The sequence below is a fragment of the Burkholderia sp. Ac-20344 genome, from assembly GCF_017104975.1.
Taxonomy (GTDB): domain Bacteria; phylum Pseudomonadota; class Gammaproteobacteria; order Burkholderiales; family Burkholderiaceae; genus Burkholderia.
Map to the genome: position 1 here is coordinate 95768 of NZ_JAAGPP010000007.1, position 16903 is coordinate 112670.

The window sequence follows — 16903 nt, forward strand, 5'->3', positions numbered from 1 at the left end:
CCTTTGTGCGCATAAAGTCAGGGCAGCATGGCGACGATTTCGTCGGCGCATGCGCGAATTTCGGTGGCGGCCAGCTTGCCGCCGCGATCGTTCATCTGCAGCACGGTCTGACCAAGCGCCATCGCTTGCTTGTACGCCTCCCGGGTCGGGATCTGCGTTTTCAGCAACGGAAAGCCGAGTTCCTCGAGCGCGCGCTTGAGCTCGCGGGTCAGCATGCGCTTCTCTTCGGTCTTGTTCAGCAGGAAGACGGCGCGGAGGTCTTCGTTCATGACCTGCGCCTGCTGGATCAGTTTGACCAGCCCGACGCTCGACCAGTAATCGGCCGGCGACGACGACGTCGGAATCACGGCAATCGATGCGGCCAGCAGGACGACGCCCGATACCTTCTCGGTGATCGACGGCGGGCAGTCCACGACGATGATGTCGTAGTCGTTGATGAACTTCTTGATCTCGCGATGGATCTGGCCATCGGCTTCGGCCAGGTTGACGACCGGAAATGGAATGCCGGTGTCGCTGTCGCCGGATGCGCTCGACCAGTGAACCAGTGTGTTTTGACGGTCTGCGTCGATGACGAGGACGCGCTTCCCTTTTTCATGGAACGCGGCACCGAGGTGCATGGCAATCGTGCTTTTGCCGACGCCACCTTTTTGTTGAGTGACTGCAATGATTTCCGCGGCCAATTTTCACTCCTATTTTGGTCGTTGGAATTCTACAGGACGATATTTGAATTTCAATGAAATTGTCGTTCGACGACTACGCATTGGCCATTCGGGCTATCGGTTTATGCGCATAAACGGACCGGCGATGAACGGTGGCGCGATCGGATGGCGTGGCGGATGTCTGAAACGTCGATGACCGCCAGGGGATTGCGTCATCACGCGTGGCGCCGTCGGTATGAGTAGCGAATTGCTGCAGGATTGCAGGGCACTGCCCTTTCGTTCGATGGGGCAGTCTTGCCTGAGAGCCGGGGAGTTTGTGCGCATAAACTCCGCGCATACCGAGGCCGTCGATCGAGCGACGGGAAGGCGAGTGCTTTTGAGAGGGGGTAAGTGGTACCGCCCTGGCCGGCGGTGCGGCATAGACGTGTGTCACTGAATCCACGGACGTCGACCCAACGTGCCGCCCGGGCGCTACGTTTATGCGCATAAACCGCGAGCGATGGACGGCGAGCGGCGAAGGATCACAACTCGATCGCGCCGGAATCCTGGGCGTGGCGATCTACCTGCGAGGCAACACACCGAAGCAAGCAACACACCGAAGCGCCGAAGTGTCCGCACTTAGCGCACCGTGAGTCGCGGGGACCCCTCACCCGGCAGCCGCACGCTTTATGCGCATAAACCAACCGACCTACGACGCACCGGCCTATGCCCTTTGCGGTCCGAAACGCCCATCGTATTGATCTGGAGTGGCGGCATTTATTCACCGTCCCGCGACAGCGTCCCGCCCGTCTTTATGCGCATAAACCTACCAACGCCTTGAAGCGCATCTCGAACAGCACTCCCCTTTCGTGCCCCGTCGCACTGCCTCACCCACGTGCCTCTACGAAGCAGCAAATCCGCCCCCGATCCCGCATCGACCACCCCGCCAAGCCCCCGATGCAGACTGGCTACAATACAGGGCTCTACCCTCCAGGCCTGAATGATGATCACGATCTACCATAACCCCCGATGCTCGAAATCGCGCGAGACGCTTGCGTTGGTCGAGTCGCTGAATACCACCGGTACACCGTTGAATGTCGTCGAGTACCTGAAGACGCCACCGACGATCGATGAACTGGAAACGCTGCATCGGCAGCTTGGTCGCCCGGTTCGCGACATGCTGCGCGACGGTGAGGAGCCGTACAAGACGTTGGATCTGGCCCGCGCCGATCTGACCGATGCGCAAGCCTACGCGGCAATTGCCGCTCATCCGGTTCTGCTGCAGCGGCCCATCGTCGTTTATCGCGGCAAGGCAGCCATTGGCCGGCCGCCCGAATCGGTGCAGGCACTGTTCGAATAATTCTTGCCCGCCGTATTTTTCTGATTGCATCAGCCCGGCGCGAACACTCGCGCGAGCACCGGCTATCGAAACCGGTTCGATCACCGGGTCGCACGCCACCACCGCCCGGACGATCGACGTCACGCGATCCGGGCCTAGCCTTCCCCGGACGACCCACCGTCATCATCCGGGGCAGGCCCCCGCCCCGCCGCCGCTTTCGCGGCCGTCCGCAGCAGCGCGATCTGCTCGCGATAGGCCCTGCAGCCGCTGCAGGCCGGCAGGTGTACACGCACCTGCAGGCGCTCATGCAGGGTCAGATGCCGGTCGAGCGCATCCGACAGCAGTCGCGTCACGTCAGTACATTTCCCCGGCAGCATCTTCGGTCGTCAGTCCTTGTTCGCTCAGGCAGGTTCGCAGGCGCGTGCGCGCCCGATACAGCAGCACGCTGCAATGATTCGTCGTCAGCGTCAACTCGCTGCAGATGTCCGTCATTTCGACGTCGAGGAATTCGCGCATCATGAACACGCGCCCGATCTGCTCCGGCAGGTGGTCGAGACAGGCCTGGAACAGCGTCCAGAACTGCTGCTGCTGCAACAGCGTTTCGGGGCGCGGCCACGGTCGCGGCTTCGCATGTGCGGCCCAGTGCCCGTTTTCCTTGAACAGCTCGCGATCGAGCACCGATTCGCCGTCGAGCTCCGCATCGAGCGCGGACAGGCTCACCGTCCGCTGCCGGGCGCGCAGCACGTCGATCAGCTTGTTGCGCAGGATCCCGAACACCCAGGTCTTGTGCGCCGACAGCCCGGCGAAGTCGCCCGCGTGCGACCACGCGGCGGCGAGCGCTTCCTGCACGGCGTCTTCGGCCGCATCGGCATCGCGGAGCTGGAGTCGCGCGAAGCGCAGCAGGTCGCGCCGCAGTTGCGCGAGATAGGCGGGGTCGTCGTAGGCGGACGGCATGTCTGGGTTGCGGTCTCTCGAGGCAGGCGCACGTGCGCCACCAAGTGCGCGCGTCGCGGTGCGAGCAGCTTACTGGGCGCGGTGCCGGCCTGCAACGCATGTTCCGTCACGAATTCACGAAACCGGCGGGCGCGCTGCGCTATCCTTGCCGAACCCTGTGTCGCGTGTCGGCGACGACGCGCGGCGGGCAATCTGTAACGTCGGAACATAACGGCCAAGTTATCCACAATTTCTGTGGAAAACCTTGTGGAAAGTCGGCCTGACGGCCCCGTGGGGCGGTTCGCGGGCTGGCTTGCCTATAAACAGACCTTTGTCGCTCGTTCGGAATCAATCGATCCGATTCCTCACTCACCGGAAGGAGAATGCCATGTCCTATCGCATCGCTGTGGTCGTCGGCAGCCTGCGTCGCGCTTCGTGGAACCGCGCGCTCGCGCACGCCGTGATCTCGCTCGCCCCCGCCGATTTCTCGTTCGAGTTCGTCGAGATCGGCGAACTGCCGCTGTACAGCCAGGACTACGACGCGGATTTCCCGGAAGTCGCGAAGCGCTTCAAGCAGTCGATCGAAGCCGCCGACGCGCTGCTGTTCGTCACGCCCGAGTACAACCGCTCGATTCCGGGCGTGCTGAAGAATGCGCTCGACTGGGGCTCGCGCCCGTGGGGTTCCAACTCGTGGTCGGGCAAGCCGGGTGCGGTGCTCGGCACGTCGCCGGGCGCGACGGGCACCGCGCTCGCGCAGCAGCACCTGCGCAACGTGCTCGCGTACCTCGACGTGAAGACGCTCGGGCAGCCCGAGATGTTCATCAAGCACGACCCGGCGCGCATCGACGACCAGGGCCAGATCGTCAGCGAAGACACCCGCAAGTTCCTGCAGGGCTTCGTCGATCGCTACACGGGCTGGGTGCGCTTGCTGAAGTCGGCCTGAGCGTCGCAACCGTTCATGCTGCCGCCGGCGCCGGCCCGCACGCAGCGGGTCACGTGCCGGCGTGCCGTGCGTCGCGCGCTTCGCGGATGCCCAGCAGGATCTCGTCGAGCAGTGCGATGTCGAACGGCTTCGACAGCACGCGGACGTTGACGGTGCGCGTGCGGTCGAGCTCCTCCGCGTAACCCGTGACGAGAATCACGGGCAGTTTCTCCGGCCGCTTCTCGACTGCTTCGGCGAGGTCGATGCCGTTCAGGCGGCCCGGCATGTGGATATCCGAAATCACGAGGTCGAACGCGTCGTTCGCGGCTGCGCCTTCGATCAGGTGCAGCGCGTCGTCGGCGGTGGGCGCGTAGGTCACGCGGTGCCCGAGCAGCGACAGCAGCGCTTCGGTGCCGGCCGCGACTTCGCTGTTGTCCTCGACGAGCAGTACGTGCAAGCCGGCGAGCGCGCCTGCCCCCGCCCCCGCTTCATGCACGACCGCCTGCGGCCGCGCGACGACATCCTCGGCGCGTGCGCGCGGCAGGTAGAGGCGCACCGACGTGCCGGCGCCGACCGCGCTGTCGATCGTTGCAAGGCCGCCCGAGCGTTCGCAGAACGCGAACACCTGCGGCAGGCCGAGCCCCGTCCCCATCCCCTGCGCCTTCGTCGTGAACAGCGGTTCGAACGCGCGCGCGAGCACGTCGGGCGCCATGCCCGAACCCGTATCGTCGAGCGAGATCTGCACGAAATCGCCGGTCAGCGGAAAGCCGTCCTCGCGACGCAGCGTCACGTTGCGCGCGCCGACCGTGAAGCGGCCGCCGGCCGCCATCGCGTCGCGCGCGTTGACCGCGAGGTTGATCACCGCGAGCTCGAGCTCCGCGACGTCGACGCGGATCGGCCACACGCCGGGCTCGATCGCGACGACCAGCGACGACTTCGAGCCGAGCGACGTCTTCAGCAGTTCGCGGCACGTGCCGACCCATTGCCCGACGTCGATCGTCTCGTTGTGCAGCGGCTGCTTGCGCGCGACGCCGAGGAGCTGGCGCGTGAGCGACTGCCCGTTCTTCAGCGCGCGTTCGATTGCGCCGAGTTCCTTGTCGAGATGCTGGGCCTCGCGCCGCCGCACGATCTGCACGTTGCTCGAGATGATCATCAGCAGGTTGTTGAAGTCGTGCGCGACGCTGCCGACGAGGTTGCCGAGCGCCTGCATCTTGCGCGACTGCCGGTACGCCGATTCGATCGAGCGCCGCATCGACGCTTCGGCCTGCCAGCGGTCCCACGCCTCCTCTTCCGCCTTCAGCCGCTTGAGCGACAGCCAGATCACGGACCACAGCGCGATCGACGGCGCGAACATCGAGATGAACAGCACGCTCAGGTGTTCGTACCATTCACGCCAGATCGCCGACGTGCGGTACGCGCACGTCACGTAGACGGGATAGCTGCCGACCTGGCGATACGCGACGATCTCGCTGTTCGCGCCGTCGTGGCGCACGCGCACGATACCGGCGCGCGGATCGTTGCGCGCGTCGCCGAACGTGGCGGCGCGATCGGTGTGCGCGAGTGCCGGCGGCGGCGGATACGACGCGATCACCGCGCCGTCCGAGCGCGCGAGCGCCATCGTCATCGGCGTGCCGGCGCCGCCGAGCAGGTCGCGGTAGAACGCGTTGAAATACGACGACTTCAGCGCGATCGACACCATCCCGGCGAACGAACCGTCGCTATGGCGCCGCGCGACGCCCGTGTTGAACACGGGAATGTTCTCGAGCTTGAGCGGCCCCATCATCAGCCGCGAGATGTGTTCGATCACCTTGCCGTCGCGGATGCCGGCGAAGTCGTCGCGATTCGCGATCGACGCATAGGGCGCCGGATAGTAGAGGCTGTTCGCGAGCAGCATCCCGCTCGCGCCGAAGATCGACACGGCGGCCACCTGCGGATACCCGCCGCCGATCGTGTTCAGCGCTTCGTGGATGTCGGACTCCCGGTTGCGCACGGTCGCGTCGTCCATGTCCTGCACGAGATCGACGATGCGCGCATCGAGCGTTTCGCTCAGGTCGAACACCTTGAGTGCGTGCTCTTCGGCCACCCGCACGGTGCGCATCGTCACGTCGCTCGCGGCAGCCTCGCGCGTCTTCAGGTCGTTGTACGCCATCACCACGACGTAGATGCAGGGCAGCACGATCGCCGCGACGAGCAGCACGATCAGCGTCACGCGGCGCACCGCGAAATCGTGCTCGGGCGCACCGGACGCATAGTTGCCGTCGTCCTGCCAGTCGTCGGCGGGTGGGGAGGCGGGAGCGTGGGAATCGGCGGGCCGGTCGGACGTCATCGAAGAAGCGGGTCAGGCAGAGGTGCCTGCCATCATAAACGAGTTGCGACGGCCCGCTGCGCGGCCCCGGACGCCAGCCATCCTGTCGATTCCGACAGCGGGAAACCGTCAGATTGAAAACGCGACGAATCCGGCAGCGCAAACGTACACAAGGAAAAATTTTGCGTGCTTATCTCGAAAATGGTCGCGGCTGTTTTCGGAATGACGTGCGTTTGGACCAATTCTGTTCGAAATGGCGAAAATGGCGAGTTGCATCGCCTCTGGTTTACTCCGAGAATCGCGCCTTGCTTTCCCTATGACAGATATATGCGCCCGCCGGCGTTCGCCGCGCGGTGCGTCGCGCGCACCCGCGTCGCGTCGCCCGCGCGCGGCCGCAAGGCGGTTGCCCGCGCCCGAACGCATTGGCGCCTCAAGAAGCGCGCCGCGCGGTCGTTAACGCGAGAGAGACCACTCCGTATACCGCTTCGCTCCATGCCTTTGCCGATTGTAATTGCCGACGATTCGCTGCTCGCTCGCAAACTTCTGACAAAGGCGCTGCCGGGAGGCTGGGACGTCGATATCGCGTATGCCGCGAATGGTCGAGAGGCCTTGGCGCTCTATCGTGACGGCAAAGCTTCCGTAATGTTTCTGGACCTGACGATGCCCGACATGAGCGGATATCAGGTCCTGGAGACACTGCGCCACGAAGATCTGAACACGTTCGTGATCGTGGTATCCGCCGATATCCAGCCGCAGGCGCAAGCACGCGTGCGCGAATTGGGCGCGATCGCATTCGTAGCCAAACCCGTGACGTCGGAGGCATTGCTGCCCATTCTCAAGGAGTATGGGTTGTATGCCTGAATCGGTGTTCACGGCGGAGCAACGCGACGCGTTGCAGGAAATCGCCAACCTTGCAATGGGCCGCGCCGCCGCGCGGCTCGCGTTGTTGCTCGGGCACTTCATCGAGCTGTCGGTGCCGCGCGTGCGGGTCGTGAAAGCGAGCGACGCGGGCGACGCGCTGCGCGAGATGACGGGCATTCACGACAACGTGACCGCCGTGCGCCAGGGTTTCCGTTCCGACATCAAGGGCGAGGCGATCGTGCTGTGCCGCACCGCGGGGATCGCGCGGCTCATGTCGGTCGTCGACCGCACGTTCGGCGACGGCGTGTACGGCGGGATGGCGACGCCCGACGAAGTCGTGTTCGACGTCGCGAACGTGCTGATGGGCGCCTGCGTCGCGTCGATCCTCGACGAACTCGGCCGCAAGCCCGTGTTCTTTCCGCCGGGGCTGCTCGGCGCGAACGTGTCGTTCGACGACGTCTTCCAGCCGACCGAGCTGGCATGGAGCGTGGCATTGCTGCTGGAAGTGAACTTCGGGCTCGAGGACCACGCGTTCCGGGCGCACTTCGTGATGCTGATGGCCGAGGATTCGATCCGGCTGATGGGCGACGCGCTCGACGCGTTGCTGTCCGCGCTATGACGGCCGCTACCCCGTCGCTGAGCGACCTCGTGATCGAGCGGGTGGGCTTCGGCCTGTTCGTGCTCGACCGCGCGATGACCGTGCTGATGTGGAATCGCTTCATGCAGGACCACAGCGGCATCCCGGCCGCCGACGTGATCGGCCGCAACCTGTTCGACCGTTTTCCCGACCTGCCGCGCGCGTGGCTGTCGCGCAAGCTCGAGAGCGTGTTCCAGCTCGGCAGCTTCGCGTTCAGCTCGTGGGAGCAGCGGCCCTACCTGTTCCGCTTCGAGCACGACCGGCCGATCACGGGCGGCGTCGACTACATGCAGCAGGACTGCACGTTCATGCCGCTCACGCGCGGCCGCGACGTCGAAGCCGTGTGCGTGACGATCTCGGACGTCACGCATGTGAGCGTGATGCAGCGCGAGCGCGAGGAAGCGGTCGCGAAGCTGCGCGAACACGCGAATCGCGACGGCCTGACCGGCATCGCGAACCGGCGCTTCTTCGAGGCGCGGCTCGGCGACGAATTCGCGCGCTGGCAGCGCTACGGCGGCGACATGTCGGTGCTGCTGTTCGACCTCGACCACTTCAAGACGATCAACGACCGTTTCGGGCACGCGGCCGGCGATGCCGTGCTGCGCGAGACGGCGCGCCGCGTCGCGTCGATCGTGCGCGCGCAGGATACGTTCGGCCGCTTCGGCGGCGAGGAATTCGCGCTGCTGCTGCCGTGCACGAATCTCGACGAGGCGATGCGCGTGGCCGACAAGGTGCGCGATGCGATCGGCAGCATGCCGGTCGATGCGGAGGGCGTCAGCGTGCCGGTGACGGCGAGCGTCGGCGGCGCGTGTGCGAAGACGGGCGCGCCGACCAGCGACGTGCTCGTCAACGAGGCCGACGCCGCGCTCTATCGCGCGAAGCGGCTCGGGCGCGATCGGTCGGTCGCGTACGCATAGGCGGCGAATTCGCCCCGCTGCGCGCGGAGCGGATGCGTGCCGCGCTCAGCTTTTCGCGATGTCGGCGAGCACGCCGGCCAGCACGGCCGGCTGCGATATGAACGGCGAATGGCTGCTGTCGAGCTGGTGCACGTGGGTCGGGTTGCCGGGCGCGAACGCGTCGGCTTCGTCGATGAAGCGCTGCTGCAGCCCGGGCAGGATCACGCGATCCTGCAGGCACTTGATGTAGTGGCGGTCGATCGCGCCCCAGCGCGCGGCCGTCGTCGGGATCGCGGTCGCGAACGGCGCGGCCGGCACGTCGCAGGTCATCAGGTTCGCGACGGCCTCGAAGTCGGCCTGCGGCACGTCGTCGTACAGCGCGCGCTTCGCGAGCTCGCGATACGCAGTGTCGCCGCTGCGCGGATCGATGCGCAGCGCACCGGCGACGCGCGGGCTCGCCAGCATCAGCGGGCCGAGCATTTCACCCTTGTTCTCGGGTGCGCGCACGTAGTCGAGGCCCGGCACGCCCGACGCGGGCATGAAGGCCGCGAGATAGACGATCTTCGCGATCTTTTCCGGCGTGCGTTCGGCGGCCGCCGTGATCGCGAGGCCGCCCATGCTGTGCCCGACGAGCACGACCTTGCCGTGACCGAGCGCGTACGCGTCGTCGACCGCCTGCATCACCTGCGTCGCATAATCGTCGAGCGTCGTGTTCGCGACCGGCGACGGCTCGGCGCCGAACGCGTCCTTGTCGAGCGGGCGTTGGAGGTAGGATGCGGGAAAGCGGGCATTGATGCCGTGCGCGGGCAGGTCGCGCGCGATCGACAGGTGGCCGCGCTCGGCCAGCGCGGCCGCGACGTGCGCGTAGCACCATGCACCGTGCCAGGCGCCGTGCACGAGCACGAAAACGGGATGATCGGACTGCGGGGTGGCGCTTGCGTTCGTCTCCATGATGTCCGGGTCTTTAGATTTCGAGGAAGGTGTCATCTTAGACGAACCCGCGCGCGCCCAGAGGGGCCGGTTTCGATCTGTCCCTCTTGTCTCGTGCAGGCCACATTTCGTTCGTATCCGATATGAATTTATCCCGAAGCACGCTAATTTGTGGGTTTGCCTGCGATTGCGCCCCATGAACGTCGACTATCTCTTCTACCGGAAGCCGGACAAACCCGGCCCCTATTCGCTCGACGACCTGGGCGACATCGCGCCGCCGATCGGCCCGGGCGACCTGGTGCGCGCGGGCATCGCGCGCGTGTTCGCGCAGATCGACTGGCAGGAATCGCCCGATGTGCCGGGGGCGTGGTTCGGCACGGGCGGTGCGGTGTTCCAGTTCACCGCGGAGCCCGACGGCCGCGTGACGAGCTTCATGGGCTCGCGCCTCGAACGTCGCTCGATGCTGCAGCTCACCCGCGAAATGGGGCTCATTGCGCTCGACCTGCAGCGCGACATCGTTTACGGCTGACGCGCCGCCGGCGCCGGCTCCCGCTCGTGCCGGCCACGCTTGCCGGCCGGCGGCTTCCGGCATGCCGCCGGACGCGGCGCGTGTCCGCCATCGAACTTCAAAGATTGCTATACTTTCGCCCAATTCCGGCTTCCGGCCGGTAATTTGTGCCTGTCTGCGTCGATCGTTCGCATATCTCGCACGCATTTGACACCCTGACCATCCCAGCCGGGCATGGCTTCTTCAATCGCCCCGCGTGGGTGTCTCCGTGGAGCTCGTCTTGGCCGTTTCCAATTCCGTCGTGGACGAACAAGAAACCGACGCCGCTGCCGTCACATCGGGCAGTTCTTTCTATCTCGCGATGCGCATCCTGCCGGCCGTGCAGCGCGATGCGATGTTCCAGGTCTACGCATTCTGCCGCGCGGTCGACGACATCGCCGACAGCGACCTGCCGCGCGCCGAGCGCAACGCGGGCCTCGATCGCTGGCGCGCGGACATCGACGCGTGCTTCGCCGGCCGCCCGCCGCGCCACCTGGCCGCGCTCGACCGCGAGATCCGCGCATTCAACCTGCAGCGCGACGACTTCCACGCGATGATCGACGGGATGGCGATGGATGCGGTCGAAGACATCTGCGCACCCGACGAACCGACGCTCGACCTCTTCTGCGATCGCGTGGCGAGCGCGGCCGGCCGGCTGTCGGTGAGGATTTTCGGGATGCCTGAAGCCGAAGGGATCACGCTGTCGCATCACCTCGGCCGTGCGCTGCAACTGACCAACATCCTGCGCGACATCGACGACGATGCGGCGATCAACCGTTGCTACCTGCCGCGCGAGCTGCTTGCGCGCGAAGGCATCGCGATCACCGACCCGGCGACGATCGTGCGCGATCCGGCGCTGCCGCGCGTGTGCGCGACGCTCGTCGAGCGCGCGCTCGAGCACTTCCGCCAGGCCGACGCGGTGATGGATACCTGCCCGCGTGCACAGGTGAAGGCGCCGCGCATCATGTCGGGCGCGTATCGCTGCATTCTCGAAGCCGCGATCGCACGCGGCTTTGCCTTCCCGCGCGCGCCGCTGCGCAAGCCGAAGGCGCGCATGCTGATGATCGCCGCGCGCTACGCGCTGTTCTGAGCCGACCGAGTCGATGCCCAGGACCGTCCACGTGATCGGCGCCGGCCTTGCCGGCCTGTCGGCCGCGGTCGAGCTGCAACGCCGCGGGCGACGCATCGTGCTGCACGACGCGCACGCGCATGCGGGCGGCCGCTGCCGCTCGTGGTTCGACGGGACGCTGAACACGACGCTCGACAGCGGGCTGCACACGGTGTTCGCGGGACAGCCCGCGACGCAGCGCTACCTGCGCGCGATCGGCGCGGCCGACCGGCTCGCGGGGCCCGCGCTGCCTGAACTCCCGGTCGTCGACGTCGCGTCGCAGCAGCGCTGGACGCTGCGCTTCGGCAACGGGCGCTGGCCGTCGTGGCTGTTCGATGCCGCGTCGCGCGCGCCGGGCACGACGCCGCTCGACTACCTCGCGCTCGCCCCGCTCGCGTTCGCGCGCATGGGCCGTTCACTCGCCCAGACGATGCGATGCGACGGCGTGCTGTGGGAACGTTGGCTGAGGCCGTATTTCCTCGGTGTGCTGAACGTCGAGCCGCGCCACGCGAGCGCCGAGCTCGCGCGTGCGGCGCTGTACGGCACGTTTGCCGCGGGCGGCCCCGGCTGCCGTCCGCTCGTCGCGCGCCACGGCCTCGGCAGCGCGTTCGTCGAACCGGCGCTGCGCATGCTGCAGCACGGCGGCGCGCAGATCCGGCTGAACTCGCGGCTCGACGCGTTCGAATTCGGTGCGCACGGCAATGCGGTCGATGCGGTCTCGGTCGGCGGCGAGCGGATCGATCTCGCGCCGGGCGACGCCGTCGTGCTGGCCGTGCCGCCCGAGGTCGCGCAGCCGCTCGTGCCCGAACTCACCGCGCCCGATACGTTCAGCGCGGTCGTGACCGCGTATTTCGCGGTCGAAGCGCCGGCCGGCACGCCGCTGCAGACGGCCGTCGTGAACGGTGTCGTCGATGCGGTGCGCACCGGCGGCGGCCAGCTCGCGGCGACGATCCGCGACGCGGGCCGCTGGCTCGACACGCCGCACGACACGCTCGCGCGGCGCATCTGGGAAGACGTCGCGCGCGTGACCGGCGCGAACCCGGAAACCATCCCCGCGTGGCAGCTCGTCGTCGAGCCGCGTGCGGGCTTTGCGGCGGTGCCGTCGCAGGAAATGAAGCGTCCGGCCGTGCGCACGCGCTGGACCAATCTTGTACTGGCGGGCGACTGGATTGCCACCGGCTTGCCCGCCACGATCGAGGGCGCGATCCGTTCCGGCCAGCTGGCCGCGGACGTGCTCCAGACACAATAAGAGAGGGACCGATGAACGATCTCACCGAAATGGCTACCCTGTCCGCCGGCACCGTGCCGGCCGGCGTCGACGCAGCCGTCGCGCGTGCGACCGACGCGTTGCTGGCCGCGCAGAACGCGGATGGCCACTGGGTCTACGAACTCGAAGCCGATTCGACGATTCCCGCCGAATACGTGCTGCTCGTCCACTATCTCGGCGAGACGCCGAACCTCGAGCTCGAACAGAAGATCGGCAAGTACCTGCGCCGCATCCAGCAGGCCGACGGCGGCTGGCCGCTGTTCACCGACGGCGCACCGAACATCAGCGCGAGCGTGAAGGCGTATTTCGCGCTGAAGGTGATCGGCGACGACGAGAACGCCGAGCACATGCAGCGTGCGCGCAAGGCCATTCACGCGATGGGCGGCGCCGAGATGTCGAACGTGTTCACGCGCATCCAGCTCGCGCTGTACGGCGCGATTCCGTGGCGCGCAGTGCCGATGATGCCGGTCGAGATCATGCTGCTGCCGCAGTGGTTCCCGTTCCATCTGTCGAAGGTGTCGTACTGGGCGCGCACCGTGATCGTGCCGCTGCTCGTGCTGAACGCGAAGCGCCCGCTCGCGAAGAACCCGCGCGGCGTGCGCATCGACGAGCTGTTCATCGATCCGCCCGTCAACGCCGGGCTGCTGCCGCGCCAGGGCCACCAGAGCGCCGGCTGGTTCGCGTTCTTCCGCGTGGTCGACCATGCGCTGCGCGCGGTAGACGGCCTGTTCCCGAACTACACGCGCGAACGCGCGATCCGCCAGGCCGTGTCGTTCGTCGACGAGCGCCTGAATGGCGAGGACGGCCTCGGCGCGATCTATCCGGCGATGGCCAACGCGGTGATGATGTACGACGTGCTCGGCTACGCGGAAGATCACCCGAACCGGGCGATCGCGCGCAAGGCGCTCGACAAGCTGCTCGTCGTGCACGACGACGAAGCGTATTGCCAGCCGTGCCTGTCGCCGGTGTGGGACACGTCGCTCGCCGCGCATGCGCTGCTCGAAACGGGCGACGCGCGTGCCGAGGACGCCGCGATCCGCGGCCTCGAATGGCTGCGCCCGCTGCAGATCCTCGACGTACGCGGCGACTGGATCTCGCGTCGCCCGAACGTGCGGCCCGGCGGCTGGGCATTCCAGTATGCGAACGCGCACTACCCGGACGTCGACGATACGGCGGTGGTCGCGGTGGCGATGGAGCGCGCGCAGACACTCAAGCGGAACGACGCCTATCGCGATTCGATCGCGCGTGCGCGCGAGTGGGTCGTCGGGATGCAGAGCAGCGACGGCGGCTGGGGTGCGTTCGAACCGGAAAACACGCAGTACTACCTGAACAACATCCCGTTCTCGGATCACGGCGCGCTGCTCGATCCGCCGACGGCCGACGTGTCGGGCCGCTGCCTGTCGATGCTGTCGCAGCTCGGCGAGACACCGCTGAACAGCGAGCCGGCGCGCCGTGCGCTCGACTACATGCTCAAGGAGCAGGAGCCTGACGGCAGCTGGTACGGCCGCTGGGGGATGAATTACGTGTACGGCACGTGGACGGCACTGTGCTCGCTGAACGCGGCCGGCCTGACGCCGGACGATCCGCGCATGAAGCGCGGCGCGCAGTGGCTGCTGTCGATCCAGAACAAGGACGGCGGCTGGGGCGAGGACGGCGACAGCTACAAGCTGAACTATCGCGGCTTCGAGCAGGCACCGAGCGCCGCGTCGCAAACCGCGTGGGCGCTGCTCGGCCTGATGGCGGCCGGCGAGGTGAACAACCCGGCGGTTGCGCGCGGTATCGACTACCTGATCGCCAACCAGAACGACGAAGGCCTGTGGGACGAGACGCGCTTCACGGCGACGGGCTTCCCGCGCGTGTTCTACCTGCGCTATCACGGCTATCGCAAGTTCTTCCCGCTGTGGGCGCTCGCGCGCTATCGCAACCTGAAGCGCGACAATACGACGCGCGTAACGGTCGGGCTGTAACGCGTGGCGCCGCAATCCATCGGCACGTTGCCCGTCATCGCCGTGACGGGGATGGCGTTCGAGGCGCGCATCGCGCGCGGCGACGGTGTCGAAGCCGTCTTTGCCGCACGGGCCGACCGGCTCGAACGCGCGCTGACCGAGGCGACCGCGCGCGGTTGCGCGGGCATCGTGAGTTTCGGCACGGCGGGCGGGCTCGCGCCCGACCTGGCGCCCGGCGCACTCGTGATCGCGAACGCGATCGACGGGCCGTTCGGTCGCGTCGAGACCGATGCGGGCTGGAGCGCGCGGCTCGTCGCCGCACTGCACGACACGCCGGTCTGGGCGCGCATCACGCGCGGCACGATCGCGGCCGTCGGCGCACCGGTCGTCAGCGAACAGGAAAAGACGTCGCTGCATCGCGCGAAGGGCGCGCTTGCCGTCGACATGGAGTCGCATATCGCGGCGGCCTTTGCGGCCGCGCGCGGCGTACCGTTCGCGGTGTGCCGCGCGATCGTCGATCCGGCGTGGCGCACGCTGCCGCGCGCGGCGACGGCCGGCCTGCGCGACGACGGCAGCACGGCGATCCTGCCGATCCTGCGTGAACTGCTGAAGCAGCCGTCGCAGCTCGGCCCGCTGCTGCAGGTCGCGAGCGACGCGCGCGCGGCGCGCACGACGCTGATCCAGGCGCGGCACGCGTTCGAGCGTGCCGGCGCGATGCGGATCGTCTGAGCGGTACGCGCCGCCTTTCTCGCCCTTCTCTTCCCGGTCTTCCATTTCTCGCGGACAAAAAAAGAGCGCTGCATTGAACTGCAGCGCTCTTTGTCTTTGCGGCGTAGGCCGTTGCGGCGTTACTGCGCGGCCGGACTGCTCGCAGGCGTCGCCGGTGCGGTTGCCGATGCCGCAGCCGGCGCAGCCGCCGGCATCGCATTGTCCGCGCCCGGATCGTCGTACTTCGGCAACCCCGGTGCGGCCGGCGCGTTGTTCGGCGTAGCGCCCGATGCACCGCCCGAGTCGCCCGGATCCTCGTAGTTCGGCAACCCCGGAACGGCCGGCGTCGCGGCCGGCACGGCGCCGGATTCACCTGGCTCGTTGTAGGTCGGCAGCGCGGCCGACGACGACTGGCTGCGATACGTCAGCGACTTGCGCTGCTGCAGGTACGCGTCACGCACGAACGAATACGGATCGAGCGCGGCCTGCTTCAGCAGGTCGGTCGCGCCGAGCAGGTCCGAACGCGCGCTGATGAACTGCGCGATGTACATCGGGTTGCGCGCGGCCGGCTCGATGTAGTTCAGCAGGTTGAAGCGCACGTCCACCGCGCGGCCGACGCCGTCGCGGATCGTGCTCGGCCCGAACACGGGCAGCACGAGGTACGGGCCCGACGGCACGCCCCAGCGCGCCATCGTCAGGCCGAAGTCCTGGTGATGCTTCGGCAGCCCGGCCGGGGTCGCGATGTCGATCAGGCCGGCGACGCCGAACACCGAGTTCATCGCCACGCGCATCAGATCCTGCGTCGCATCGGTGATGCGCAGCTGCAACAGGTTGTTCGCCATGTTGCCGAGATCGCCGAGGTTCGAGAAGAAGTTGCTGATCGCGGTGCGCACGGGCGTCGGCGTGACCTTCTGGTACCCCTTCGCGATCGGCTGGGCGATGTTCGTGTCGACGGTGTCGTTGAACGTGTACATCGCCCGGTTCATCGGCTCGAGCGGGTCGTTGGGGTTGCGGTTCGGTCCCGTCGCGCAGCCGGTCAGCGCTGCGCTGGCGGCAACGGTCGCCGCAATGATTCGCACCTTATTCATTGATTCCTTGCGATTGGTTCTTGGCGCGTTTGACGCGCGGTTTGCCCATCAGGACGGGCTGGAACACCACGGCGCCGATCAGCGTGCAGGTCAGGGCGAGCGCGAGCAGCTTGCCCATGCTCGACGTGCCCGGGTGGTGCGACAGCCACAGGCTGCCGAATGCGGTCGCCGTCGTCGCGGCGCTGAACAGGACGGCGTGCGTGAGGCTCGAGTGCAGCAACCCGGTTTGCCCCGCGCGCCACGCCATCACGAAATACACCTTGAACGCGACGCCGACGCCGAGCATCAGCGGCAGCGCGATGATGTTCGCGAAGTTGAGCGGCATGCCGAGCACGACGCACAGTTCGAGCGTCACGACGCCCGACACGAGCAGCGGCACCAGCGTGCGCAGCACGTCGCCGAAGCGGCGCAGCGTGACCCACAGCAGGACCGTGATCGAGATGATCGACCACAGTGCCGCATGCAGGAACGCGTTGATGATCGTGTCGGCCGAATGCAGGATCGAGATCGGCCCGCCGGTCGCGCCCGGCTCCGCGGCCTTCACGGTCTTCGCGAAACGGCGCAGCATCGTGTCGTCGTTCGGGTCGACGCCCTTCGGCACCTTCGGCGAAATCTGCACGAGCGCGTGGCCGTCCGGCGCGACCCAGTCGCGCACGAGCTGCGGCGGCAGCGATTCGCGCGTGATGTCCTGCGGCTGCAGCAGCGACGCGAGCTGGTTGAGCGCGATGCGCAGCGTGTCGGAGAACGCACGTTCGGCGCGGTCGCGCGTGGCGGCGTC

16 protein-coding genes and 1 pseudogene are annotated in these 16903 nt (G+C 67.2%); 10 read left to right on the top strand and 7 right to left on the bottom strand.

Annotated features, from left to right (window positions below):
• Positions 1-17: 17 nt before the first annotated feature.
• Positions 18-680, bottom strand: coding sequence for a ParA family partition ATPase (gene parA, locus G3N64_RS04435; protein WP_205782568.1), 663 nt, complete (start codon positions 678-680; stop codon positions 18-20).
• A gap of 961 nt (positions 681-1641) precedes the next feature.
• Between parA and arsC the strand changes: the two genes are divergently transcribed.
• A complete protein-coding gene (arsC, locus tag G3N64_RS04440) occupies positions 1642-1998 on the top strand; it encodes an arsenate reductase (glutaredoxin) (protein ID WP_205782569.1) in 357 nt (118 codons plus the stop codon).
• Between the two features lie 134 nt (positions 1999-2132).
• Here the strand turns inward: arsC and G3N64_RS04445 are convergent, their stop codons facing one another.
• Positions 2133-2354 carry a zf-HC2 domain-containing protein gene (locus G3N64_RS04445; protein WP_205782570.1) on the bottom strand — a complete coding sequence of 74 codons (222 nt, stop codon included), beginning with the start codon at positions 2352-2354 and terminating at the stop codon, positions 2133-2135.
• Positions 2332-2931, bottom strand: coding sequence for an RNA polymerase factor sigma-70 (locus tag G3N64_RS04450; RefSeq protein WP_205782571.1), 600 nt, complete (start codon positions 2929-2931; stop codon positions 2332-2334). The genes G3N64_RS04445 and G3N64_RS04450 overlap by 23 nt, the downstream gene beginning before the upstream one ends.
• 367 nt (positions 2932-3298) lie before the next feature.
• Here G3N64_RS04450 and G3N64_RS04455 point away from each other — a divergent pair, with 367 nt between their 5' ends.
• Positions 3299-3853, top strand: a complete 555-nt coding sequence (locus G3N64_RS04455; protein WP_069252806.1) for an NAD(P)H-dependent oxidoreductase — start codon at positions 3299-3301, stop codon at positions 3851-3853.
• 49 nt (positions 3854-3902) lie between these two features.
• Here G3N64_RS04455 and G3N64_RS04460 read toward each other — a convergent pair whose 3' ends face one another.
• On the bottom strand, positions 3903-6158 hold the full coding sequence (locus tag G3N64_RS04460) for a hybrid sensor histidine kinase/response regulator (RefSeq protein ID WP_205782572.1): 2256 nt from the start codon (positions 6156-6158) through the stop codon (positions 3903-3905).
• A 471-nt stretch (positions 6159-6629) separates the two neighbouring features.
• Here G3N64_RS04460 and G3N64_RS04465 point away from each other — a divergent pair, with 471 nt between their 5' ends.
• The 3 genes from G3N64_RS04465 to G3N64_RS04475 are packed head-to-tail and all read left to right on the top strand — an operon-like array spanning position 6630 to position 8552.
• Positions 6630-6998 (top strand): response regulator, encoded by a 369-nt coding sequence (locus tag G3N64_RS04465; protein ID WP_205782583.1) that lies wholly within the window; start codon positions 6630-6632, stop codon positions 6996-6998.
• Positions 6991-7617, top strand: a complete 627-nt coding sequence (locus tag G3N64_RS04470) for a chemotaxis protein CheC (RefSeq protein ID WP_205782573.1) — start codon at positions 6991-6993, stop codon at positions 7615-7617. The genes G3N64_RS04465 and G3N64_RS04470 overlap by 8 nt, the downstream gene beginning before the upstream one ends.
• Entirely contained in the window at positions 7614-8552 is a 939-nt protein-coding gene (locus G3N64_RS04475) for a diguanylate cyclase (protein WP_205782574.1), read from the top strand. The genes G3N64_RS04470 and G3N64_RS04475 overlap by 4 nt, the downstream gene beginning before the upstream one ends.
• A gap of 45 nt (positions 8553-8597) precedes the next feature.
• Here G3N64_RS04475 and G3N64_RS04480 read toward each other — a convergent pair whose 3' ends face one another.
• Complete coding sequence (locus tag G3N64_RS04480; RefSeq protein WP_205782575.1) at positions 8598-9482, bottom strand: alpha/beta fold hydrolase; 885 nt, start codon at positions 9480-9482, stop codon at positions 8598-8600.
• A gap of 175 nt (positions 9483-9657) precedes the next feature.
• On the opposite strand from G3N64_RS04480, the gene G3N64_RS04485 reads away from it, so the two are divergent.
• The 5 genes from G3N64_RS04485 to G3N64_RS04505 all read left to right on the top strand — a co-directional run bounded on the left by G3N64_RS04485 (position 9658) and on the right by G3N64_RS04505 (position 15058).
• Positions 9658-9990, top strand: a complete 333-nt coding sequence (locus tag G3N64_RS04485; protein WP_011353632.1) for a hypothetical protein — start codon at positions 9658-9660, stop codon at positions 9988-9990.
• A gap of 259 nt (positions 9991-10249) precedes the next feature.
• Complete coding sequence (gene hpnD / locus G3N64_RS04490) at positions 10250-11098, top strand: presqualene diphosphate synthase HpnD (RefSeq protein WP_071333753.1); 849 nt, start codon at positions 10250-10252, stop codon at positions 11096-11098.
• A 13-nt stretch (positions 11099-11111) separates the two neighbouring features.
• Positions 11112-12365: a hydroxysqualene dehydroxylase HpnE gene (gene hpnE / locus G3N64_RS04495; protein WP_205782576.1), complete on the top strand. Its 1254-nt coding sequence runs from the start codon at positions 11112-11114 to the stop codon at positions 12363-12365.
• 11 nt (positions 12366-12376) lie between these two features.
• Complete coding sequence (shc, locus tag G3N64_RS04500; RefSeq protein ID WP_205782577.1) at positions 12377-14350, top strand: squalene--hopene cyclase; 1974 nt, start codon at positions 12377-12379, stop codon at positions 14348-14350.
• A gap of 51 nt (positions 14351-14401) precedes the next feature.
• Positions 14402-15058 (top strand): phosphorylase, encoded by a 657-nt coding sequence (locus G3N64_RS04505; RefSeq protein ID WP_241020777.1) that lies wholly within the window; start codon positions 14402-14404, stop codon positions 15056-15058.
• Between the two features lie 119 nt (positions 15059-15177).
• Here G3N64_RS04505 and G3N64_RS04510 read toward each other — a convergent pair whose 3' ends face one another.
• Positions 15178-16125: a VacJ family lipoprotein gene (locus G3N64_RS04510; protein WP_205782579.1), complete on the bottom strand. Its 948-nt coding sequence runs from the start codon at positions 16123-16125 to the stop codon at positions 15178-15180.
• Positions 16118-16903 (bottom strand): annotated as a pseudogene (locus G3N64_RS04515) (RND transporter); the annotation flags it as partial. The pseudogene G3N64_RS04515 and the gene G3N64_RS04510, both read right to left, overlap by 8 nt.